This window comes from Aestuariibacter salexigens DSM 15300 (assembly GCF_000429145.1).
GTDB classification, from domain to species: Bacteria; Pseudomonadota; Gammaproteobacteria; order Enterobacterales; family Alteromonadaceae; genus Aestuariibacter; species Aestuariibacter salexigens.
The window spans coordinates 94724-119916 of record NZ_AUBH01000006.1; the positions used below are offsets into that span (position 1 = coordinate 94724).

18 protein-coding genes are annotated in these 25193 nt (G+C 48.9%); 10 read left to right on the forward strand and 8 right to left on the reverse strand.

Annotated elements, in window-relative coordinates:
- The first annotated feature begins 253 nt into the window (after positions 1-253).
- From putP to G441_RS18485, 4 genes are all read left to right on the forward strand, one after another.
- Entirely contained in the window at positions 254-1744 is a 1491-nt protein-coding gene (gene putP / locus G441_RS0110720) for a sodium/proline symporter PutP (RefSeq protein ID WP_026376353.1), read from the forward strand.
- 13 nt (positions 1745-1757) lie between these two features.
- Entirely contained in the window at positions 1758-2864 is a 1107-nt protein-coding gene (proB, locus tag G441_RS0110725) for a glutamate 5-kinase (RefSeq protein WP_026376354.1), read from the forward strand.
- Positions 2861-4108: a glutamate-5-semialdehyde dehydrogenase gene (locus tag G441_RS0110730; RefSeq protein ID WP_026376355.1), complete on the forward strand. Its 1248-nt coding sequence runs from the start codon at positions 2861-2863 to the stop codon at positions 4106-4108. The genes proB and G441_RS0110730 overlap by 4 nt, the downstream gene beginning before the upstream one ends.
- 78 nt (positions 4109-4186) lie before the next feature.
- The gene (locus tag G441_RS18485; RefSeq protein ID WP_051275527.1) at positions 4187-5068 is read left to right on the forward strand and encodes a mechanosensitive ion channel family protein; all 882 of its coding nucleotides are present in this window, start codon (positions 4187-4189) and stop codon (positions 5066-5068) included.
- Here the strand turns inward: G441_RS18485 and G441_RS18490 are convergent.
- Both G441_RS18490 and G441_RS0110745 read right to left on the reverse strand, forming a co-directional pair.
- Positions 5053-6105, reverse strand: a complete 1053-nt coding sequence (locus tag G441_RS18490; protein ID WP_051275529.1) for a flavin monoamine oxidase family protein — start codon at positions 6103-6105, stop codon at positions 5053-5055. The two genes, G441_RS18485 and G441_RS18490, sit on opposite strands and share 16 nt — an antisense overlap.
- 23 nt (positions 6106-6128) lie before the next feature.
- On the reverse strand, positions 6129-6791 hold the full coding sequence (locus G441_RS0110745; RefSeq protein ID WP_156896349.1) for a hypothetical protein: 663 nt from the start codon (positions 6789-6791) through the stop codon (positions 6129-6131).
- Between the two features lie 302 nt (positions 6792-7093).
- On the opposite strand from G441_RS0110745, the gene G441_RS0110750 reads away from it, so the two are divergent.
- Both G441_RS0110750 and G441_RS0110755 read left to right on the forward strand, forming a co-directional pair.
- Entirely contained in the window at positions 7094-10879 is a 3786-nt protein-coding gene (locus tag G441_RS0110750; RefSeq protein WP_026376357.1) for a PKD domain-containing protein, read from the forward strand.
- A gap of 196 nt (positions 10880-11075) precedes the next feature.
- Complete coding sequence (locus G441_RS0110755) at positions 11076-11960, forward strand: ROK family protein (RefSeq protein WP_026376358.1); 885 nt, start codon at positions 11076-11078, stop codon at positions 11958-11960.
- A 23-nt stretch (positions 11961-11983) separates the two neighbouring features.
- Here the strand turns inward: G441_RS0110755 and parE are convergent, their stop codons facing one another.
- From parE to nudF, 5 genes are all read right to left on the reverse strand, one after another.
- Positions 11984-13876: a DNA topoisomerase IV subunit B gene (gene parE / locus G441_RS0110760; protein ID WP_026376359.1), complete on the reverse strand. Its 1893-nt coding sequence runs from the start codon at positions 13874-13876 to the stop codon at positions 11984-11986.
- Between the two features lie 72 nt (positions 13877-13948).
- On the reverse strand, positions 13949-14533 hold the full coding sequence (locus tag G441_RS0110765; RefSeq protein ID WP_026376360.1) for a YqiA/YcfP family alpha/beta fold hydrolase: 585 nt from the start codon (positions 14531-14533) through the stop codon (positions 13949-13951).
- A 9-nt stretch (positions 14534-14542) separates the two neighbouring features.
- The gene (locus G441_RS0110770) at positions 14543-15292 is read right to left on the reverse strand and encodes a metallophosphoesterase family protein (protein WP_026376361.1); all 750 of its coding nucleotides are present in this window, start codon (positions 15290-15292) and stop codon (positions 14543-14545) included.
- Between the two features lie 9 nt (positions 15293-15301).
- Positions 15302-15742: a DUF1249 domain-containing protein gene (locus G441_RS0110775; RefSeq protein WP_084407348.1), complete on the reverse strand. Its 441-nt coding sequence runs from the start codon at positions 15740-15742 to the stop codon at positions 15302-15304.
- Entirely contained in the window at positions 15735-16358 is a 624-nt protein-coding gene (gene nudF, locus G441_RS0110780) for an ADP-ribose diphosphatase (RefSeq protein ID WP_026376363.1), read from the reverse strand. The genes G441_RS0110775 and nudF overlap by 8 nt, the downstream gene beginning before the upstream one ends.
- 245 nt (positions 16359-16603) lie before the next feature.
- Here nudF and tolC point away from each other — a divergent pair, with 245 nt between their 5' ends.
- Entirely contained in the window at positions 16604-17923 is a 1320-nt protein-coding gene (gene tolC, locus G441_RS0110785) for an outer membrane channel protein TolC (protein WP_026376364.1), read from the forward strand.
- A 140-nt stretch (positions 17924-18063) separates the two neighbouring features.
- Positions 18064-18894 carry an ion transporter gene (locus tag G441_RS0110790; RefSeq protein ID WP_026376365.1) on the forward strand — a complete coding sequence of 277 codons (831 nt, stop codon included), beginning with the start codon at positions 18064-18066 and terminating at the stop codon, positions 18892-18894.
- Positions 18895-18923: 29 nt separating this feature from the next.
- On the opposite strand, the gene prsT is transcribed toward G441_RS0110790, so the two are convergent.
- Positions 18924-21695, reverse strand: coding sequence for an XrtA/PEP-CTERM system TPR-repeat protein PrsT (prsT, locus tag G441_RS0110795; protein ID WP_026376366.1), 2772 nt, complete (start codon positions 21693-21695; stop codon positions 18924-18926).
- A 216-nt stretch (positions 21696-21911) separates the two neighbouring features.
- Between prsT and G441_RS0110800 the strand changes: the two genes are divergently transcribed.
- Complete coding sequence (locus G441_RS0110800; RefSeq protein WP_026376367.1) at positions 21912-23633, forward strand: DEAD/DEAH box helicase; 1722 nt, start codon at positions 21912-21914, stop codon at positions 23631-23633.
- A 148-nt stretch (positions 23634-23781) separates the two neighbouring features.
- Positions 23782-25176 (forward strand): siroheme synthase CysG, encoded by a 1395-nt coding sequence (gene cysG, locus G441_RS0110805; RefSeq protein ID WP_026376368.1) that lies wholly within the window; start codon positions 23782-23784, stop codon positions 25174-25176.
- The last annotated feature ends 17 nt before the right edge of the window (positions 25177-25193 follow it).

Genomic DNA, 25193 nt, shown 5'->3' on the forward strand with positions numbered 1-25193 from the left:
AATAATAGACAATTATTTATCCATAATCGACCATTTTAATTAGCATGACTAATCATATTGGAAAGATATTTTTACGAAAAACATATGTATATTGATATTTTTACGCTTAAAACTTGATGTGCCACTACAAGATCAGCAATAATATCATTCGTGCACTAATTATTAGCAGTGTATTCATTAGAGCTAAATCTTTACTAACCTAACAAAAAGCGTAAGGAGTTGATTGCCTCAAGGGCATCTTCAGGAAAAAGCTATGAATTATTTTTCACTGGGATTGTATTTTCTCGTCATGTTGGGCATCGGCGTGTTCGCATATAGGAAGTCAACCAGCAACATGTCTGACTATATATTGGGCGGTCGTAACGTATCACCTCACGTCACTGCATTGTCTGCAGGTGCATCGGACATGAGTGGGTGGATGCTAATGGGTCTGCCCGGCGCCATGTTTGTAATGGGATTCGATGCAGTACTGATTGCGATCGGCTTGTTACTCGGTGCACTCGTTAACTATTTGGTAGTCGCGCCTCGTCTGCGCGTATTCACTAAAGTCGCTGACGACTCTCTGACGATCCCGGAGTTCTTTTCCAAGCGATTTGATCGCAACAACAGTAGCCTGAGAATGATCTCAGCCGCGATCATCGTGCTGTTTTTTACCTTGTATACGTCGGCGGGTCTGGTTGCCGGCGGTAAACTGTTCGAATCCGCGTTTGGACTGAGTTATCACCTAGGACTGGTCGTAACGCTGGTAGTCGTTGTCTCGTACACCCTGCTGGGAGGATTTCTTGCAGTCAGCATGACTGACTTCGTGCAAGGCTGCATTATGTTCATCGCGCTTGTGTTGGTGCCCGTGGTTGCTTATCAGGCATTTAACGGCACCGGCGATATGATGCAAAGTGCTTATCAGACTATCCCAAGTTTCTCGTCGTCTATTGAGGAGCTTACTCTGCTCGCGGTAGCGTCGAGTCTGGCCTGGGGTCTGGGTTACTTTGGACAGCCACACATTATCGTACGCTTCATGGCGATTCGTTCAGTCAAGGACATCCCTGCTGCACGCAATATCGGAATGAGTTGGATGACGGTCACCATCATCGGCGCATTAGGCACTGGGCTGGTGGGCGTTGCGTATGCCAACAAGTTTGATATGCAGGTTGCTGACCCTGAAACGATCTTCATCATATTTTCGGAGCTGTTGTTCCACCCGATTATCAGTGGTTTTTTAATGGCTGCCATTTTGGCTGCGATCATGAGTACGATTTCCTCGCAACTTTTGGTTTCAGCCAGTTCGCTAACTGAAGACATCTATCGCGCTGCCTCTGGCAAAGCGCCGTCAGCGAGGAAATCAGTAATGATTGGCCGTATGGGCGTCGCAGGTGTTGCGATTGCGGCACTACTGTTAGCCCTGGACAGCAACAATACGATTTTATCACTGGTCAGTAATGCCTGGGCAGGGTTCGGTGCCGCATTCGGGCCGCTGGTACTGTTCAGTCTGTACAAGCGCAACCTGACACACAGCGCGGCAATCGCCGGCATCATCTCTGGCGCAGCAACGGTGTTGTTCTGGATTTATGCGCCAGTGCTGGCAGACGGCAAAGCGCTGACCAGTGTCATATACGAAATTATTCCCGGCTTTATTGTCAGCAGCGTGGTGATTTGGGTGGTGTCACATTTTGACGAAACACCTGCGCACCCTGTTACATCAATGGTCGACGAAACAAATCAGGTATTAGCGGAAAGCCGCTCATAATTAAGGTATTCAAATGAATAAGTACAACTGGAAGCGCATTGTCGTCAAAGTGGGCAGTGCGCTCATCGCCCCAAATCAACAAGGCTGCAGTAGTCATTACCTGCTCAGCATTGCGCAATTTATCGTGCGCTGTCGTGCAGCGGGCGTGCAGGTGGTATTGGTCTCGTCTGGTTCCGTGGCGGCAGGTAAGCACCTGTTTCCCGACACTGACAAGGTAGATATCACAACAAAGAAAGCAATGGCAGCGGCCGGACAAACGGAAATGATGGCCACCTGGGATAAGCTGTTTGACTTTCCATCAGCACAGGTACTGTTGACCCACGCTGACCTGCGTCATCGCGACCGCTACGTGAGCGTCAAAGACACTATTTTCAGTCTGCTGGACAACGGTATTTTGCCGATCATTAATGAAAACGACACCATCACTACGGACAAGCTGAAGGTGGGTGACAACGACAATTTGTCAGCCATGGTGGCTGCCGCAGCCGACGCTGACGCGCTGATCATCTGTTCTGACGTTGATGGTTTGTACGATAAAAACCCACATACCAACGATGATGCAACTTTGTTGTCGTGGGTAAACGAAATTGATGATGAAATTTATGCCATGGCGGGTGGTGCCACCAGTGATGTAGGTACCGGTGGCATGAAAACAAAAATTCAGGCCGCGGAGAAGGCCACCTCACATGGCATTAATACGTTCATTATCAATGGCTTTACGGAGCTTTCGTTCAATATGCTGCTGGAAGGCAAAAACCCCGGCACGCACTTTCAGCCATATGATGAGCCTATGCAGGAAGCGGTACATTGGATGACACATACATCCAAAGCGCAAGGCGCGGTCATTGTGAATAATGATTTTGATGCCGCATTGAACGAAGAAACTGAGCAGCTGACACCGGAATCGATTGTGTCAGTCGAAGGGGACTTTGCAGTCGGCGACACTATTCTTGTGCGTAAAGATGATGGCACCAAACTCGCCAAAGCAAAGTCGAATTACAGCAGTTGCTTGCTTAACTTTTTGGCCGAACAGGACGACGAGAAATTTGCCAGCGCGTTCCAGGATAAGACCGGCCCAATTATTTCAGATAAAAATATCGCAGTACTGGAGGATTCATGAGTTTAATTACAGAACTATCTAAAGATGCAGCACAGGCAGCCCAGGTGCTGTCTGTCGCAGACACTGAGTTTAAAAACAAAGTACTGCTGGACATGGCTGCTGCACTGCGCGAAAACACCGTATTCATTCTTGAAGCAAACAAGAAAGAAGTCGCCGAAGCAGCCAAAAACAATCTTGCTGAAGCAATGATTGACCGCCTGACGCTGGACACAGACCGCGTAGAAGCGATGGCAGCGGGCATAGAGAAGATTGCCTCTCTGCCTGATCCAGTTGGACAGCAGCGTTTAGTGGAAGAGCGTCCGAATGGTCTGCATATCAGTAAAATGCGGGTTCCGCTCGGTGTTGTCTGTATGATTTACGAGGCGCGTCCAAACGTCACCGCCGACGCTGGCGCGTTATGTTTTAAATCAGGTAACGCAGTCATTTTGCGCTGTGGTAAAGAAGCACTGCAAACCAGTAAAGTTATCGCCGAGATTTTGCAAAGCGTACTGCGTGTTCACGAGTTGCCAGCAGAGCTTATCAGTGTCGTACCCGATGCTGACAGAAAGCTGATGCAGGAGCTCATGGAACAGCGCGATCATATTGACGTGATCATTCCTCGCGGTGGCGAGGGTTTGATTCAGTATGTGACGGATAACAGTAAAATCCCTGTGATCCAGCACTTCAAAGGGGTGTGTCATTTGTATGTCGACAAAGATGCAGACCTGGACACCGCACTGAACCTGCTGGTGAACGGTAAAACACAGCGCACCGGTGTATGTAACGCACTGGAGGGGCTGATTGTTCACGAAGCGATCGCCGGTGACTTTTTACCTATGGCAGCGAAGGCATTGCAAGAGCACGGCGTGAAAGTGAACGCCTGCTATAAGTCGCACACGTACTTCGATAAAGCGACCCGCTACAACATCGAAGATTTCGGTCAGGAGTATCTGGATCTTGAAATTGCCGTGCGCACGGTGCCGGATATGGATGGTGCAATTAAGCATATTGCCCAGTTTGGCAGTAACCACACTGAAGTCATCTGCACCAGAGATGATGTTGCCGCCAAGCGCTTCCAGCGTAGTGTTGACGCGTCTGTGGTGATGGTGAATGCATCGTCACGTTTCTCAGACGGCGGGGAGCTTGGTCTTGGCGCCGAAATAGGTATCGCCACAACCAAGCTGCATGCTTATGGTCCCATGGGGCTGGAATCTCTGACAACAGAGAAGTTCCTGGTCTCGGGCACCGGACAGATCCGCGCATAACGGACAACATTACACATTATAAACGGGGCCATCTGGCTCCGTTTTGCTTTACTGCCAGAATGAAAACATGGAGGAACATTGTTAACTGAAATCACCCAACAGCTTCACGTTGTTGCTCAGCTCGCCACTAACTACAAAGGGATCACGACACTTGTTGTCATCGCATCGCTTATACTAATAAATCAGCTTATCGCCCGCAGCATGCGTGCCCGGAGCAAGCTGAAAGGTGAAGACAAACGTCACCATATCAATACCTTCAAACAACTTTCCAATGCCTTTATTTTGTTGGTGATACTGGCGATTTGGTCAAGTGAAGTGCAACATTTTGCCATTTCTATTGCGGCATTTACGGTCGCTATTGTGCTAGCCACCAAAGAGTTTATTCAGTGCTTTCTTGGGTTTATTTACTATTTGGGTGCCAAGCCGTTTCGAGTCGGAGACTGGATCCATCTGCGAGGCAATATTATGGGCGAAGTGGTCACCATTGACTGGGCCAAAACAGCCTTGCTTGAGGTGGATGAAGAGACATTGGACTATACGGGCAAGCATGTTTATATACCCAACAGCCAGCTTGTTACACAAACCGTGAAAAACATGAACTTCCTGCGCCGCTATACCATGCATGAGTTCACGATGACGTTTGAGCCTTCTGTACCCGTTTTTCAATATCTGCGTCAGATTGAGCAGCTGGCCAAAGAGCGCTGTGAACATTTTCGTGATATCGCTGAGCGTTATAAATCACTTATTGAACGGCATCTGGATATTGAATTTATCGCTATCGATCCAGTTGTTGCGCTGGACACCAACCAGTATGCTAAAACCACGCTGACTATTGCGATGTTCTGCCCCACTAACGAAGCGGCCAGGATCCAACAACAGATCACTCAACAGGTTATGGCGAGACTTTATCAACCTTCGCCATCCTCGCAGGCAGCGCAGCCGATTTATTCAGTGTCCTGAATAATGCGCTGAAAGGCGCGCAGGGATGCTTGCAGCGCACCTTCCACAAAGCCACCATAGTGGTCGGCGGTTTCGGTTGCACAAAAGTGCAACCTGCCATCGAAAAACTCAGTCTGACTGAGTCCATAAACTGGATGGTGATTGAGCGGCTCACGGTCGCTCACTGCGGACGTGGCGGTCTCATTACTCCAATCAACTATCTCAACTGCCTTAACCCGTCTAGCGTGATCACCAAATAAGCTGCTGAGTTGCTCAACAATGGCCACTTCAAGTTGCTCAGCGAGTGTATTGCGCTCATCGGCAGACAAACCGATAAATCCGAATAATGCGGCTTCTGATGACTCAGGTAAGGAGGCATCGTGTATTTGCATTAACGGACCTGTGGCGCTCAAGGCAGTGCCGCTGAAGCCTTTTTCGCGCCAGAATGGTTTGTCGTAACGAATCATGGCCTTCGCATGACTGCCCATCCAGGTAGGGGTGCTGGCAAGCTCATCAATATATGCATCAGATAGAGGCGGAGAAAACGCCACATTCTGAGCAATTAGCCTTGGGGGAATGGCTAGCGCAACATGGCTTGCGAACATTGCCTGCTCGCTTTGTTCGATGTGCAACGTAAATTGCTCTGCGTCTTTGTGAATTTCTCGTACTGTGCATCCTAAATAAACAGAGTTGCTATCTATCTGCCTTGCCAGCGCATCAGTTACACTCTGCCATCCGCCTGCAATCCTAAACGCCTCGCCAGTGTATCCCTGTGGTAGACGTTGAATTCGGTCGGGCGCTTGATACAGACCAAAGCCATCGTCCTGTTGAAGATAGTAGTCAATGTCTAACTCATTCAACAATGCGATAACGCGATTATGACCACGCCAGAACCACGCTGGACCGAAATCATAGCCGCCGGGGGAATAGATGCGCCCCCCAGTGCGGGTTCGCATCTCAAGTAAGGTGAATGGGACCTGTCGCTGTTGCAGACAATAGGCCAGATAGAGGCCGCTGATACCGGCACCGACGATGGTTACATGAGTCTTTTTATGCATGCCTGAAAGCGTGTTGTTAAGGATTACTCGCCAGAGTCCTTACCGAGCCGAACTGCCGCTAATTTAAGGCGCTGAATAATTGTTGGTTTAACCATGCCTTTTGCTGCAGCCAGGTAATCCACAGAATCGTCTAATATTGCATAACTGCTATATTGCCCATGCAGATCACTTATATCTGCAAGAGGTTGCTGCAACGAAGATTCAAATGCAGCAATAAAATCTACTCTTTCACCTACCAGCAGGCTTTCTAAATGAAAGGGTTCGACGCGAGATGTGCGCAGTAAATTGCTTTCCCGAAACCCAAATGCGAGTAATTGCTCACACTGCGCTGAGCCCATGAAGCACGCGGCGGAAAATCTACCGTCTACCACCTCTGTCTTTAATAAGTCTGACGTCATGCCGGACCGCCCAACCAGCAGCATAGGTTCCATATCGGTGGCAGGCATAATCCAGATGTATTGGTTCTCACGCTGGTCCGTCCTAAGCAGCTGATAGATAAGACTGTTGGGAACAGATTGCACCTCAGCCAAAGCTCTGTTCCATGGCAGAAAAATAATTTTATAATCGAGTTCAGAGCGTTTCATAAGCTCAGACAATCGCTTAAAAGGCGTAATATCCGGAGAAGACTCAAAGCTATCTCTTGATACAGAATCCAGATAGATGCGCACAGCGACGTCGTCAGTCATTGTATTCTGCTTTCTTGCCTGAATATTTTCAGCGCATAACGTCAAGATTAATCCGCTGAGTATGATCCGCACTGTATCCATAGTTTCTGGAGAAGTTCATCCATGCAATGATGTATCCCTATAAGCGTAGGTTGACGTTGACAATTTGTCAGTATCTTCGGGATGAAATTCGTACTCTTGCTACTGGCAAGAAACAAAAAATTGTGCAATGAGACAACGCTCTACTAAGCTTTAGAGATACTAAAGCTTGGATGCAATAGCCAGTTGTGTTGGTTAATCCTCGATTGAATGAGACCATCACTATGACAAAACTAGCCAAACTACTGTCACTAATTATTTTTGTTTTTATCCTCAGCGCCTGCGGCAGTGACAGTAATAATGACAACAACGATGACGACGACACGCCACCTAGTAATGTAGCGCCCAATGCTGACGCTGGCAGCGACCAAAATGTTGATGAGCAGACCACAGTAACACTCGATGGTAGCGGAAGTAACGACAGTGATGGCACGATATCTTCATACTCATGGCGTCAAACGGCAGGAAGCTCGGTCACGTTAGGCTCTGACTCTGCCGCAACGTCTACATTCACAGCGCCAACACTTACTGTAGCTGAAACATTAACATTTGAATTAACCGTTACTGATGACGATGGAGATACTTCCACGGACAGTGTAGATGTTACAGTCAACCCGGTTAACGCACCACCAATTGCCATAGCTGGGCCAGATCAGGCTGTCAGTGAACAATCATTAGTTACACTGGACGGGTCAGCAAGTAGCGACGACGACGGCAGCATTGATTATTACAACTGGCAGCAAACTGGTGGTAGTAACGTCGCATTAAGCGATGCATCAGACTCTCAACCGACATTCACCGCGCCGACGTTAACGGTAGCCGAAACATTAACCTTTGATTTGACCGTGACCGACAATGAGGGCGAAAGTGGCGTTGATAGTGTTTCAGTGACAGTTAATCCGGTCAATGCGAGTCCTTCAGTAGATGCAGGTATCGACCAGACTGTCAACGAGCAGACTACGGTAACATTAGATGGGGTGGTAAGTGATAGTGACGGTTCAATAACCAGCATCGACTGGAATCAACTCGATGGTCCTACGGTAACCTTATCTGACACGAGCATCACAAATCCTACTTTCACTTCACCGGTGTTGACGGTAGTGGATGAAATAATCTTTGAGTTGACTGCAGTCGACAACGAAGGTGCGAGCGAGAGCGACAGCGTAAGTATCACTGTTACACCAGTTAATGATGCTCCCACTGCGAACGCAGGGGTTGATCAGGTAGTTGATGAACAATCAGAAGTCACGTTAAACGGCTCTGGAAGTAGTGATGACGATGGGAATATTGATAGCTACGAATGGCAGCAAACGAGCGGAACGGATGTCACACTTTCTGACTCAGCCGTTGCAAACCCGACGTTTACTGCTCCTGACATCAGCGAAGATGAAACCCTTACATTTGAACTTACTGTCACAGATAATGAAGGCGCAAGTGACACTGACTCAGTAGATGTGCAAGTTACCGCCATCATCGACAACTCTATCCCCGCTTCAGAAATACAAACTGCCATATTCGTTCACGAGCTCGCACTTGTGTTAGATGACTTCGTTGGGGAGAAAGTGTGGGTTGTAGGTTATTTCGGTAATAGCGAATACAACCTGGCAATAGAAGGCATGCTTGTCGATCACCCCTTGCGGTTAACGGTTCGTGAAGGCTTTGATCATCACTCCGTAGCAGTGCTCACCGGTGTGTTACCTGCAGATGACTGGAATGAAAGTCTAATTATGGTTTACGGCACAGTGACGAACTATTCCGATACTGATGACACTAGTATTGACGACTCTATACCTCTTATTAACGTGGAGAAGTTCACTCAAATAGAAGAGGCAAGGACACGTGATACCTGGGATTTTGACTTGTTCGTCCCCAGTGTAGATCCGAATACTGTACAGGGTTCAGGCGATGATGATTATCATAGTACTTCCAGAGCCTCGCACCCGACTCACAATCATATCCAACCTTTGCCACCGGTGTATTACCACGTAAACGACGTCACACCAAATCAGGCCCAGGCTTGTGACCGTGCCTTGATCATCAGCGGAGGAATTGACGCGCTGAATAACAGCAAGGAGTATCAGAATGGTGTCGCTGAGGGATTCAAAAAGCTCAAAGAGCTTGGATTTGGCGACGACCAGATAGGTGTGTATTACAACAATGGCGGCACAATAAACGTTAATAACAGTAACATCGTCGACTCTGATGCAGGTAAAAGCAAAATAAAAGCCTACCTGGATGAGTTGGCTGCAAATATGCCTGGCAGCTGCACTTTGACGATATTTGTCAGTGACCACGGCACAGGGTACTCACCAGAAGAAGGCTATCGCGGCGCTCGTATTGCTACTCCGGGCAGTGCTGAAGCTACAGAAGGACTTCAATATGATGAGAATACATTCAAAATAGATGCGCGCAAGAAAGTCATTTATGCAGCTGCTAAACAGACAATTCGCGACAAGTTGTGGCTGTATAACCAAACTGGTACGGGTGATTCCAGATTGTATCAGTGGACTCCCGGCACGAACGGAGAGTCTGGAAAGTGGGAATTAAAATCCAGCGTAGATGCAGGAGACAGTAATATTTTCCCCGAGACTGATATTGGTATCGATTTAAATAATGATGGAAGTTTAACCAGCGATTATGGTTTTGCCATTTCTTACTTTGCCGACAAACTCTCAGCCAATCCTGTCGCCTATAGAACCAACAGTTGGGACACGGATGGTGATGGCAGCGATGACGTCCGACTCAGGTGGGATGGCGTCCGCTTTGTTATTGATCGAGAGAACGGCGACACCTGGACGGAAATCGGCCGCGACACTAATGGTGATTTTTACATTGATATAATTGACGGTGGCGTTGATTGGAACATGGACGGTGATAAGGCCGACAAAGTTGCATTCCATGAGGGCATTAATCTGTGGGGCAACGAAGTCCTCTGGGATGATGAAATGGCCACCTGGCTGAAAACGCTTTCTGATAAAGGTGTCCATATTTTATTCCAGAACATTACCTGCTTTAGTGGCGGTTTTGCCAGCAATGTAGACGGGATCGTCGAATCGTACTTTGCAGGCTCAAATGAGCAGGAAACTCACGGAAGCCTCGGGTACGACCAAGCCAAGAAAGAGCACTTCTCTGTAGCTGAGTTAAGCTTCTTTGCGAACCTTACCGGTATTGATCCTGAGAGCTGGAATATGGCAGTTGAAGCGGCAATTGCTGCCGATAACGCGCAAGCCGATGCACGTAACTTTTCGCGCAACAGCCTGACTCATACGCAAACACCCACATTCGACAGTAGCTCGTTGTGGCAAGAGCTAGACGGCCAAACAGACCAATATAAACTTCAACTCGACCTGCCTGATAATTTAGTTGGCACAATCTACGATTTCGAGTTTATACACGGCTTACAAAAACCGCGCTGGCCAAGCATGGCATTCTTAAATGATCTTCCTGAAGGCATGATGGTAGAGACCATAGGCGGCGGCATCAGAGTTTACAGTGACTCCCCCATTCCTGATGGCGTGTATCTTGAGTTTGAAGTACCTGGAACAGATTTGGAAAGCGATGTCGATATACGCGTTGAATATACTGATCAGCAGCACGACCGACTTGGCTATACCATGGTCGATTATGGAACCGTAGAGACTCCCCTTCCTGTGTTGGAGGCAACGCAAGTCGAAAACTGCGTTAATCATACGGATCATGGCCAGAGCTCGCCCAGCATATTGGAATATCTCATCACGTTTGCGGTACTAAATCAGATTATCGCAAACAATATTTATCTGACATTGGAAGTGACCCCGCCAGGTAGCTCACCAGTAGTGTTACAAGGCTATCTGACCGCGCAGTTTACAGCTTACTTTTTGCTCAATATTTATAGCTACGGGATATACAATTTTGAAATTATTTCAGCACTGTACAGCCCCACCAGTCAGTATCTTGAATTATCAGGTGATACATCTGGCACATTCGAGGTGACAGCTGCTGAAACAAACAAAGGAAATTGCGCCCCGTAGAAAGTTGAAATATCGCAATGGTGTTAGCCACTGGCGGCTAACACCGTCGTTCCGATGTTGAGGGCTGCTTTTTTGAACAGGGATGATGATAGCTCCTCCGACACTTTACGTTTTGTTAAAGGCGTGTTGAGAACACCTATGCTTATAGAGTTCACGAGTTATCACGCTGCATAACATGCTGGTTGAAAGGCAGCGCATGCGCGAAAGACAATACTATGCAGCCGTTGAAGGTGGTGGCACTAAGTTTAACTGTGCAATTATAGATGCCGAACGCAACATCATAGCAGAGCAGCGATTTCCCACATCAACGCCTGATGAGACCCTAGGACAGGTCGTAGATTTTTTTAGTCAACAGAAAGTAAAAGGCCATCAGTTCACATCATTGGGCCTTGGCTGTTTTGGACCGCTTGATCTCAACCCTGACTCATTACAATTTGGGTATATAGCAAACACGCCGAAGCCACATTGGTCAAATACGCCTATCATGAACATCTTACAAGACGAGCTTGGTTGTTCAGTGAGTATAGATACGGACGTCAACGCGGCAGCCCTTGCTGAATACAAGTGGGGTGCTGCGAAGGCATGTGATGTCGCAATTTATGTGACTGTGGGGACAGGCGTTGGAGGCGGCGTCATTATAAATGGTCGTCCTTTGCATGGTTTGAATCATCCAGAGATAGGTCACATGTTGATAGGAGAGATAGAGGGTATCGGTGGTACCTGCCCGTTCCATGGCTGTTGTGTCGAAGGTCTTGCCTCCGGGACGTCTATGAAAAAAATTTGGAAATGCTCAGCAGAGTCTCTGCAACCAGATCACGAAGCCTGGGTTGTTGAAGCGAAGGTCCTGGCCCGACTATGCCATAACCTGATGCTTTCATTCAGTCCGCAACGCATTATCCTCGGTGGAGGCGTCATGCAGCAGAGCTCTCTGCTTGAAAGCATTCAGCACTATCTTGCACAGAGCTTGGCTGGTTACATTACCCTTCCACAGCATAGATCGTTTCAGGACATTGTCGTCATGCCAGCTTTGAAAGATAAGTCAGGCCTTTTGGGTGCATTGGCGCTAGCGATGGAGCAGTAACATGACCGTTACACCTGAACACACTATGCCACGACCGCCAGATTGCCCTTGGTCTCGAGCCAGTCTTTTCGATCCGACGCCCGCTTTTTAGCAAGCAGCATATCCATCAGTTCCATCATGTCCTGTGCATCTGAAACGGTAAGCTGCACCAGCCTGCGAGTGTTGGGATCCATCGTGGTTTCACGCAGTTGCAGTGGATTCATTTCACCCAGCCCTTTGAAGCGCTGCACATTGACCTTACCGCGTTTTTTCTCTGCTTCGATGCGATCCAGTATTCCCTGCTTCTCTCCTTCATCAAGCGCATAAAACACCTCTTTACCGACATCGATTCGAAACAGAGGTGGCATAGCCACATACACATGGCCGTGCTCAACCAGGGATTTAAAATGTCTGACAAACAGTGCGCACAACAGCGTGGCGATGTGCAAACCATCCGAGTCGGCATCAGCCAAAATGCATACTTTGCCATAGCGCAGACCGCTTAAGTCTTCACTGTCAGGGTCAATGCCCAATGCCACAGAAATATCGTGGATTTCCTGTGATGCCAGCACCTGTGAAGAGTCCACTTCCCAGCTATTGAGGATCTTTCCTCTGAGCGGCATGATAGCCTGAAACTCTCTGTCTCTGGCCTGCTTGGCGCTGCCTCCTGCCGAGTCCCCTTCCACCAGAAACAGTTCTGATTGAGTGATATCCTGCGACGAACAGTCAGTCAGTTTCCCCGGTAACGCCGGGCCTTGGGTGACCTTCTTGCGCGCCACTTTCTTATTCTGTCGTAAACGTCGCTGCGCGTTGTTGATGCACATTTCCGCGAGTTGCTCGGCAACATCGGTGTGCTGGTTAAGCCACAGGCTAAACGCATCCTTTACTACGCCAGAAACAAATGCTGCCGCCTGTCTTGAAGACAAACGCTCTTTGGTTTGTCCGGCAAATTGTGGATCCTGCATCTTAGTCGACAAAATATAGCTACAGCGATCCCAGATGTCCTCAGGGGTCAGCTTGATGCCTCGGGGCAGCAGATTGCGAAACTCGCAAAACTCGCGCATAGATTCCAACAGGCCCTGACGTAACCCGTTAACGTGGGTCCCGCCTTGAGCTGTGGGGATCAAATTGACGTAGCTTTCGGTAACCATCTCACCACCTTCTGGCAGCCACATTACAGCCCAATCGGCCTCTTCGTGGTTGCCTGAAAATTTGCCGACAAATGGCTCATCCTGCGGCAAGGTTTCGAAGTCTTTGACTGACTGATACAGATAATCACGCAGACCGTCTTCATAATGCCATTCTGTCGACTCTTTATTGATTTTATCGTCAAAACGAATGCGCAAACCCGGACACAGCACGGCCTTGGCGCGCAACACGTGCTTCATCTTACTGACGGAGAATTTAGCAGAGTCAAAGTACTGTGAATCTGGCCAGAAGCGCACCGCAGTGCCCGTATTACGACGCCCGCAGCTATCGATAATATTTAATTCTTCTACCTTGTCACCGTTCTCAAACGCAATACGGTAGACGTTACTATCACGTCGAATGGTAACTTCTACGCGTCTAGACAGCGCATTAACAACCGAGATACCCACACCGTGCAGACCGCCTGAGAACTGATAATTTTTGTTCGAGAACTTACCACCGGCATGTAACTTCGACATGATTAATTCAACACCCGAAATACCCTCTTCAGGGTGGATATCTACCGGCATACCTCGGCCATCGTCGATGACCTCGAGACTCTGATCTTCATGCAGCACGACTTTTATCGACGATGCGTGCCCGGCCAGTGCCTCATCCACACTGTTATCAATGACTTCCTGTCCAAGGTGGTTGGGACGGGTTGTGTCGGTATACATGCCGGGACGGCGTTTGACTGGCTCAAGGCCGTTCAGGACCTCAATGGCATCAGCGGTATATTGGTTACTCATAATGGCTACGGCGCTTTAGTTGTGGTTATCGTTATTTGCCTAACAAGCTACTTGGATGATGTTAGCAAGACCTTAGTCGTTCGTCACTTCCAGAAACGCCATGATGTCGGGCAAATGCCGGGCATAATCCTGAAAACTGTGGTCACCGCCCTGCTCGATAATCAACTCCCCACCCTGATATTTTTCCTGTGCCTGCCGATAGTCCAACGTTTCGTCGCCGGTCTGCAGCAGTACCTTATACCGTGATGGCGTTTGCAATGTCTCGCAATACATCGCTTTCAACTGGTCAATGTGGGCTTCCTGGAGCGTAAAGCGTTCGCCAGTATACGGATTCTCATGTTCACCCAGATAGTCTTTAAACAGTTCAAACGGCCGTACTGCAGGGTTAATCAGTACCGCTTTACCACCAAACTGCTCAACCAGCCAGGTACTTAAAAAACCGCCCATCGAACTTCCAATGAAGCGCAGCTCCTGACCATTCAATGAACCAACAAGCTGCAATAGCTGGGCTTTTACCACTTCTGGGTAAGGCGCTAGCTGAGGGATGTGTACATCAATATCAGGATGGTGTCTGGAGAGATACGCGAGCGTCTGCTGCGCCTTTTCAGACTGCGGTGATGACTGAAAGCCATGCAGGTAGACAACGACTGTGGACAAGATTTTCTCCTATTCAGATAGTCTGATTACTTCGCTTTTATAACGCCCGTCTTCAAACAGTGTAATGAGCCTGAATCCGGGCTTCTCGTCCGATACAGCAAAACCTTTGCTGTTACTCCACTGCCAACAGGTGGACGGTACACCCAGCACCTCAAGGTGCGCATGTGCCTGCTGGCGTTGCATATGTACATGTCCATGCAGCACGAGAGTTGCCTGCTGGCATGTGGCCAGCCCGCTCATAAACTCTTCACCATTGACCAAAGCGTGCTTGTCAATCCATCCCTGACAGGCCAGTGGGTGATGGTGTACGGCAACACAATGGCGCAACTCTGGCAGATTTTTAATACTGCTAATCAGTCGCTGCATGGCATTTTCTGACACCTGCCCCAATGTACCGCGATAGCGACTATCCACACCGTGTAAAACCCAGCCAGGCAACTGCAGAGGTCTGTCCTGATTGAGTATATGGCGTTCTAACATACGGTCAAACCACGGATTCTGGTCATGATTTCCGGCGATCACATACATATCTTTAAGCGATACGCATTGCTCAATCAGATGCAGAAAATGCGCATAACTGTCACGGCTGTCATCACCGCTAATATCCCCGGTCACCAGAACCATGTCAGGCACATGGCGTTTGATAACAGAGACGACCTGCTGCAGTGAGCGATAGGGGTTGGTGTTGCCATATCCGCAATATTGCTCATCTTCAAACAGGTGGCAGTCGCTAAGCTGCGCGATAGTGATCGATTGCATGCAGAATGTTTATACGCGGGAGACCGTGGTGCGCTGTTGTAATAAGCAGAATTTTAGCCAGTCAGCCAGAAACACATTAACCATTTCTTTTTCATTCTTTTGATGCATATTACGATTAGGATACGCATAGCTTGCCTTGAATGCCGATATCCGCTGGCTGCTTATCACTTCGGCCATTTTTGCATCGTGGTAGAGACGCACCTGCATCTGTGCATTTGGTATCTGGTTATTCAGCGTATTAATCTGGGTGACTTCCAGGGTACTGGTGTAGCGGCTGGACTCAATGATCTTAATCTGAAACTGCAAGGTGTCGTTGACGCTGAAGCGATAACTCAAATCTTCGGTATCACAGTCGGGCAACAAGCGCATCAAACCGGCATAGTTGCTGTCGCATATGGCGTGCAACCCCGGTACGTTTGGTACATATTTTTTAGCTTGTCGTTCAGTCAACCTTCCACTCATTTATCAAATTCTGCCGGTGCAAGAAAAACCATTGTAGTGCAATCACGCTGGCTGCGTTATCGATTTTGCCCGATTCGAGCAGCTGTCTGGCGTCATTTTCCTTGATTCGATGTACCAGTATATCTTCATTTTCGTATTCCAGCCCATGTATACCGCCTGCGTTGCTCGCATCTACCCTGGCAATGTAGATATGTAAGCGCTCCGTTGTCCCTCCCGGACTGGAAAGGTAACTCAGCGCATGGTGCAACGAGAGTAATTCCAGCCCAGCCTCTTCTTGCGCTTCGCGCATACATACCTGTTCAGGAGACTCACCGGGGTCAATAATTCCGGCCACTACCTCCAGCAACCACGGCGTCTCAGACGTTGCCATTGCGCCAACCCGAAATTGCTCTATCAACACAAACTCTCGTAGCACAGGGTCATATGGTAAAACGGCAACGGCATGTCCGCGTTCAAAAATCTCCCGAACCACGGTATCGCTCCACCCACCGGCATACAGACGATGACGTACCTGATACTTGACCATTTTAAAGAATCCCTGAAACAGGGTTTCCGTGTGTAATACTTCAGCGTCTTGTTTGCCAAACTGCTGTATTTTTTCCACTTTACGTCCTGATCTTGAGCGGCCGAAATAGCGTTAAAGAGTGGCATTTATTCTGTCGGTTCTCAATCAAACTGCGTAATTCGCACCCAACAACAGTGAAAATAATCAGCCTGGACACATATTCTGTTACACTTGAACGAGCACTGTTACGACTAATACGTCGCGCTTTATGCCTTGATTTTTATACACTTAACAACAACAAATACGAAACCATCATCGACACACATTCACTAAAGGAACGTCGCATGAAAAAAACACTTTTGGCGCTGCTCGTTGCATTGGGCAGCAGCACCAGCGCACTAGGCGCAGACTTACTGCAAATTTATCAGGAAGCTCAACAGAACGATCCTACCACGCTGCAAGCCAAAGCCCGTCGTGATGCCGCGGTATCGGCCGTCGATATCAGCCGTGCCAATCTGTTGCCACAAATCTCCCTTTCCATGTCGTATGGACTCACCCGTGGTGATGCTGATTTCGACGATGAAGGCGCCACGCTGTCATTGCGCCAGTCTATCTGGAGCGCTGCCAACTGGTCTGGCTATGATCGTGCAGAACTCGTCGCTAATCAGGCCGACGCCGCCTATGGTCAGGCCAAACAAAATCTGATTTTGCGTGTTACTCAGGCATATTTTGACGTGTTGCGTGCAAAAGACGATTTAGAATTTGCACAGGCAGAAAAGCGCGCTATCGAGCGACAGTTGGAACAAACCAAACAGCGTTTTGAAGTTGGCCTTACAGCTATCACAGGTGTACATGAAGCCCAGGCACAGTATGATACCGCGGTTGCCAATGAAATTGCTGCATTCAATGCAGTTGAAATTTCAAAAGAAGCGCTGCGCGAGATAACCGGCAACTATTATTCGGACATTGAAAAACTGGATACCAGCCGTTTTAGCACAGCATCACCCAGCCCGACAGATATCAACGAATGGCAACGCATGGCGGAAGAGCAGAACCTGCAGGTACTGGTCGCCAACATTGCTGTAGATATTGCCAAAGAAGACATTGACATTGCGACCTCTGGTCACTATCCGACGTTTGACCTTAGCGGTCGTTTAAACACCGGCAAACGCACAATCAATAATATCGAAGCAGGCGATCCGCGGGCATTTCTCAACGGCATTCGAGAGAACACGCAATTTATCGGTGTTGAAATGAGTTTGCCGCTTTATCAGGGCGGACGAGTATCTAACAATGCTGAAGCCGCACGCTTTGATTTCGTTAATGCCAGTGAAGACAGAGAACGTTTGCGTCGTCAGGCAACCAGAAACGTGCGTTCAAACTACTACGACGTGACAGCAAACATTTCCAGCATCAAGGCGTTTGAGCAGGCCGTCGTATCTGCGGAAAGTGCGCTACGGGCCACTGAAGCAGGTTTTGAAGTCGGCACCCGAACCATAGTGGATGTGTTGCAGTCGACCCGCAACCTGTTCGATGCCCGTCGCAACCTGTCTCGTGCTCGCTATAACTATGTCATTAATATGATGAGTCTTAAGCAGGCTGCCGGAACGCTAGCTGAAAGCGACGTAGTCGCGATCAACCAAGGACTAGCCGCGGCACAATAGCGGCTCAACTGGTTTTGCATGAACCGGCGTTTCGCCGGTTTTTTTTGCCTGTTTTTAAGCATCTATGAGGTTGCATTACGTCGCAATGGACCCATAATCCTGCTTCGGCCAGCCGTTACAAATTATTGAGCAACAACGTCATGCAAGCTTCATCATTACAACAGAAATTTATTCAGATCCGTTCGAATAAAGCGTTTGAGCTTTTTGTGATAGGTGTGATCCTGTTGAGTGCGGTACTGGTTGGTGCCAAGACGTTTGAGCAACCGCCCAGCGTAATGATGGCACTGAAAGCGATGGATCTTTTCATCACCCTGTTTTTCCTAACCGAAATCACCATTCGCTTTGTCGCCGAAGAGAAGAAGTCACAGTTTTTCAAAAATTTCTGGAATGTGTTCGACACCCTGATTGTACTGGTCAGTATTATCCCCATCGATAATAGTGAGTCCGCAGTCATTGCACGTTTGGTGAGGGTATTCAGGGTCTTGAGGATGATATCTATCATTCCTGAGCTACGCATATTGCTGGTATCCCTGGTTAAAGCCTTACCCCAGCTCGGTTACGTGATGTTGCTAATGTTTATCATTTTCTATATCTACGCGGCAGTCGGTGCGACCTTCTTCAGTCAAATCAACCCTGTACTGTGGGGTGACATTGCGCTTGCCCTTCTCACGCTGTTCAGGGTAATGACGTTTGAAGACTGGACTGACGTGATGTATGAAACCATGGAGGTATATCCACTCAGCTGGATTTTCTATTTAACCTTTATTTTCCTGTCCGCGTTTGCCTTCCTGAATATGGTGATTGGCATCGTGGTCAATGTGATGGAACAGGAACACGAAAAGGCCAGAGCAGAAAAACTGTCACAGGAAGGCAATGAAGAGCCCACCCTTAAAGACATTACGCTGCAGTTACAACAAATCCAGTCACAGTTGGCTAGTTTGCAGCAGGATAAAAAAAGCGACCGGGCTTAATCGGTCGCTTACATCATATCAACCCGCAGTTATGAGCCGTATTGCTGCTTTAATGCAGCGGCCCTTGTTTGTGACTCAGGCAGCGCGAACTCGCGCTGTTCCAGTCGACGATTAGCCTGCTGTGATTTACCTGTTTTGAACAAGGCTTCAACGTAGTTCAGATAAATTTCTTCATTGTCGACAGGCTGATTCATCACTCTGGCGTAGCTATCCACCGCTTTATCCAACTCACCCGCAGCAATGTAAACCTGCGCAAGCGTATCGACGGCAGCAACATTGTTGGGTTGAATCGCAACGGCCTCTTCGGCAAGTTGCATCGCTTCATCAACCTTTCCATCCTGCAAATACAAGAATGCCAGATTATTCAGCACTACATAGTTGTTACGGTTGAGTTCAAGCGTTCTCTCGTAACTGGCAATCGCACTTGGCGTGTCCACGCCAATCTGACGTTCGGCCAACAGCATCGCAGCGCGAATATCATTAGGATTCTCGCTAACAAATCGTTCCAGAATAGTGATGGCGTCCGCCTGATTACCAGTGCGGTCCATTGCCAGCACGTACAATACTAAATTGCGGGTGTTGGGCAGATTCTCAAACGCCACTTTTGCCTTCGGTAAGGCGTCTTCGAAATTATTCTGCAGAATCAATAAACGCGCCTCAACACCGCTGACAAAGGGCAGTGCACGGGCTTGTTCAGGGAGATTATTCAGTGCGGTTTTTGCTTCCTCAACCTGTTGATTCATGACCAGAAAGTAGGTGTGTAACACCGCTACCTGCACATCGTCGCGTTTATCCAGAAACGCGCGGGTTAACTCCAACCCTTTACCAAACTCGCCCTGATTATCATACAGCGTAAGCTGTCCCAGGGTTGCACCCAAATCCAGAGGATAAGCCTGCAACCATGCTGCATAATGGGTTTCAGCGGCGGCCATATCGTTACTTCGTAACAACGCCTGCCCTCTGGTCTGCCAATATGCTGAGGGCGTTGTGCTATCTGGCTTAATGGGGTTGAGGGTGGCTAGCGACTGCGCCACATTTCCTTCAAACAAATAAATACGACCCAATAATAAGCGCACGGTAACATTATTGGCGTCTCTGGCCAGCACGTCAGCTATCGGTTTAATACCGGCTTCAGCCTGGCCTTGTTCACGTTTGATCAGATAATTGGCCGCCAGGGCAGGCACATAATCGCTTTGTACATTCAATAGATCACTTAGCCGCTGCTGCGCCAACGCCTGATCTTCTGTCAGTAATGCCAAATTAGCCAATCCCATACGCACTTCAGGATTGTTTGGCTGCATGTTAAGCGCTGCATTCAACTCTGATTCTGCGGCAGTGAAATTCTGCTGACGCATATAGACTTGTCCTGCCAGTAGATAAGGGCGCACGGAGTCAGGAGAAGATTGCTTCCAACTCTGCGCCAGCTCCATCGCTTTATCTAACTGTTCGGTCGCCAGATAAGCGGTGGCCAGTGTCGACTGTGCAGTCACTGATTCTGGTGCCTGCTCAACTGCCTGTTCAAGATTGACAATCCCTTCAATATTGTTCAGTGACAGTTGCAACACCCCGAGACGGGTAAGATCTTCAGCCGTCGTACTGATCTGTGAGGTCCGTTCAACGACTTGCTGTGCCTGTTTGACATCACCACTGCGCAGCAACTCATAACCTGCACGCGAGAATAACGGCGCATCAGTCTGATCAAGTTGCTCAATTCTGCCTAATACGTCTGAGGCTTCACTGCTCATACCCAGTTGCAACTGGCTGGCTGCCAGCAGTTTCAAACCTGGATGGTTATCAGGCAGGATGCTTGCGATCATGGAAAGGTGGCGATTGGTCGCTTCATAGTCCTGTATCTGATAGGCAGAAAACCCAGCCACTAAACGGGCAACGGGCGCATTGAGCCCTTCGCGAATAGATTTTTCCAGATACTCAAGGGCATTTTTGTGGTCGTTGCGAGACGCCAAAATAATACCTTTAAGCTGATCGAGCGTAGGGTTTTCAGCACCGCGCTCCAGCAACTCATCAACATAGGGCTCGGCCTCTGCGGGCTTACCCAGCTCTACCAGCAAATTCGCCAGCACAAACTGCGTCTGAATGTCATCAACGCCGGTACGTAAATAATCTTTATAAACTTCGGCGGCTTGCTCACGCTGATCAGTCAGTAGGTATGTGCGGGCTAGCAGCGTCAACACATCACGGTTGAGCGGCGATTGCTCGCGCAATGCCACAAGTTGCGTTAGCGCTGCGTCATAGTTTTCGTCCAGTAGTGGCACAAAGGTTTGCGTCAGACCTTTATAAACCGAGCTGGTATCAATGCTCTGCAGTTCTTCTATGAGTACTCTAGCTTCATCAAATTTTTCAAGCTGCACCAGCGACTGCACTTTATAGAAACCGACCTCTGCGGCTTCTACTGCTGTTAATCCCTCGGCGTTATGGTCAACGTCACTGAGTGCATTGAGAGCGCCGGTGCGCTGATAGGCCTGTGACAGCAACGGAATAACTTTGGCCGCTGAGTAGCCATATTCCAGGGCTCGGTTCAGTTCCTTTTCTGCTGAGGCGAAATCGCCGGTTTGTACGTAAACTTTACCTAATTCAAAGCGGGCTTGTGCTGAGCGAGGTTCAAGTTGAACCGCATTCTTGAGTTCAACGATGGCAGCATCAAGCTGTTGATTCTGGACAAAGGCTTGTGCAGCCTCAATATGTTCTTGACTGGTTTTTTGACTGCATGCTGAAAGTACAACGAGTGCTGCTGCTAACGACAAGCTTCTAACAGGCTTGCTACAAAATTGAAACGTCTTCACATATTCTCCTTCGGTGACGACCCCAACATTTCAAGCATACGCCCTATCTGAACGCGAATAAATGGTAACAGGTCACAGAATCGCATATAATTACGGTTTTCCAGCAGTCTTTACGCTGGTCTTCGACACCGCGTCTCTCGCAGGGCCTCTTCCGGATAGTCATTGGTCATTCCGGTCAAACCGCCCCCAGCCAGACCGACACTATCAGGATACTAAATGACAACCGAAGTTAACGTGACTTTTCACGACCTTAATTTGCCTGAACATATTCTTCAGGCACTTGAAAAAGTAGGCTACGAGAAGCCATCTCCCATTCAAGCCGAGAGTATTCCGCTGCTCCTGCAAGGCCATGACCTATTGGGTCAGGCGCAAACCGGTACAGGCAAAACAGCCGCATTTGCTTTACCTATGCTGGCTAACCTCGATGCAGAGGCCAACCATGTGCAGTTATTAGTACTTGCCCCCACCCGTGAACTGGCGATTCAGGTTGCGGAGGCGTTTCAGGTTTATGCCAGTTTCTCTCGTAAGATCAAAGTATTACCTATTTATGGCGGACAGGCCTACGATAATCAGATACGTCAGTTAAAGCGCGGTGTGCAAGTGGTAGTAGGCACGCCTGGGCGCGTTATCGACCATATTCAGCGCGGTACATTGAAGCTCGACAATCTAAAATTTCTAGTACTCGACGAAGCGGACGAGATGCTGCGCATGGGATTCATCGATGATGTTGAACTGATCCTGAGCCATGCGCCGAAAGAGCGTCAGACGGCACTGTTTTCAGCCACGATGCCAGAGCCAATCAAAAAGATTGCGCAACGCTATCTGAACGAGCCGAAGCACGTCAAAATTGCATCGAAAGTCTCCACCGCCAGCACCATCAGACAGCGTTTCTGTCAGGTTGCCGGACACCATAAACTGGAAGCTCTGACTCGCATTATGGAGGTCGAAGAGTTCGACGGCATGATCATTTTCGTGCGCACCAAAACGGCTACACTCGAGCTGGCTGAAAAACTCGCGGCCCGAGGTTATGATGTTGAACCCCTCAATGGTGATATCCCGCAAAAATCCAGAGAGCGCACCGTTGATAGACTGCGCCAGGGACAGATAGATATTCTGGTTGCCACTGACGTGGTTGCCCGCGGTCTCGATGTAGAGCGCGTCAGCCATGTTATCAACTATGATATCCCCTACGATACTGAGTCTTATGTACACAGGATCGGACGTACAGGTCGTGCCGGGCGTGAAGGGGATGCCATCTTGTTTATTTCACATCGTGAAAAACGCTTATTGTTTGCGATTGAAAAAACCACCAAACAGCGCATTGAGCCCATGCCTATCCCGTCGATTACGCAGCTCAATGAAACCCGTTTGAGTCGATTCAAGCAATCCGTACATGACGCGATTGAAGATGACAGTCTGGAAAGTTTGATGCCGATTGTCGAGGCTCTGCAGAAGGAAACCGAAGTCGTTCCCGAGAAGCTGATGGCAGCGTTAATAAAGGTTGCCCAGGGTGATGAGCCGCTGCTACTCAGTGAACAAGACCGGCCGGATCTGAATAAAAAGCCAGCTAGGGAAGATCGTGGCCGTCCTGACCGCCGTGAAAATCGCGGTGAGCGTGGCAAAGGTCCGCGCGATGACAAGCGCAAGCCTCGTCAGCGTGGTGGCAAACCGCAGCCTGGCATGCAACGTTATCGACTGGACGTTGGCTATGCCCACAACGTCAAACCCGGAAACATAGTCGGTGCAATTGCGAATGAAGCAGGCATAGACAGTAAACACATTGGCGCGATTGAAATTTTTGACAGCTACAGCACCGTCGACTTGCCTGAGGGCATGCCCGCCGAGACTCGCGAAGTATTGTCCAAAGCCAGAGTCGCAGGGCAGCGACTGTCTATTCGCGAGTGGCAGGACAACCCACCGAAAAAGCGCCGCAATTAATAAATGGAGCATCAGGCTGTGCAAGCACTGTGCAGCCTGATGTAATCTCCAATTTAGTTATAATAATTTCTTTTTTATTTCTTTTCACGATATAACGTTCAGGCAAAATAGCGTTATGTTGTTTCCACTTGCTCGCTACTAACACGCTATGCGCTACTTCCCGATTTTTATCGATACCGCTGAACTGCCCTGCCTGGTCGTAGGTGCAGGAGAAGTTGCTGCGCGCAAAATTGAACTGTTACTCAAATCAGAAGCTCATATCACCGTCGTCGCGCCGTGGGCCTGTGATACAGTGAAGAAACTGATTGATGCAGGCGAAGTGGACTATATCCCGCGCGAATATCACCCGGATGATCTTGACGGAATGCGATTGATTTTCGTCGCGACCGATCAGGACAGCGTCAATCGCCAGGTTCACCATGATGCCAGTGAGCGAGATATCCTGGTTAACGTGGTGGATAACACGCCGTTGTGCCAATTTATTACGCCATCCATTATTGACCGTTCGCCTATCATTATTGCGATGAGCAGCGGTGGTGTTGCCCCCGTTCTGCTTCGTTATTTGAGACAAAAGCTTGAGTCTGTCATACCACATGGCATAGCCAGACTCGGCCGTTTCTCAGAACGTTTCCGTGAGCGTGTCAAGCAGTCGCTCAATTCTGTTACCCAACGCCGCTATTTTTGGGAAGATATTCTGGATGGCGACGTTGCTGAGCAGGTATTACAAGGCAACGATAAGCATGCTGAGGAGCTGTTTGAACAACGTTTGCATGACTACCAACATGACAACAGCACGCAGGGGGAAGTGTATTTGGTCGGTGCAGGCCCTGGCGATCCTGACTTGCTGACGTTTCGCGCGCTACGGTTAATGCAAAAAGCCGACGTTGTGGTCTATGACCGTCTTGTATCCCCTGCTGTACTTGAGCTGGTACGTCGTGATGCAGAAAAAATTTACGTCGGCAAAGCACGCAGCAAGCACACGCTTCCTCAGGAAGATATTAATCAGCTATTGGTCGATCAGGCGCAAGCTGGCAACCGGGTGGTGCGGTTAAAAGGTGGCGACCCATTTATATTCGGTCGAGGCGGGGAAGAAATCGAACCATTAATAGAAAACAACATTCGTTTTCAGGTTGTGCCCGGCATCACGGCAGCAGCGGGGGCAGCGAGCTACGCGGGGATCCCTCTGACACACAGGGACCATGCGCAGTCAGTGGTGTTTGCAACGGGACACTTGCGTGACAACACCATCGACCTGGACTGGCCAGCTCTGGTGCAAAAGCAGCAGACACTGGTGTTTTACATGGGGCTTACAGGCTTAGGCATTATTTGCCAGAAGCTGATAGAGCACGGCATGCCAGAGAGCACACCTATCGCTCTGGTGGCCTCTGCAACACTGCCTCATCAGCACGTTGTCACAGGCACGCTGACCAGCATTGAATCTCTGGTAGCGCAGGCCGGGATATCACCGCCTGCACTGATCATCGTCGGTAGCGTGGTGTCCTTACATAAACAGCTGAACTGGTTTCATCAAGACAGAGCATAAACTTTCCGCTACTGCTG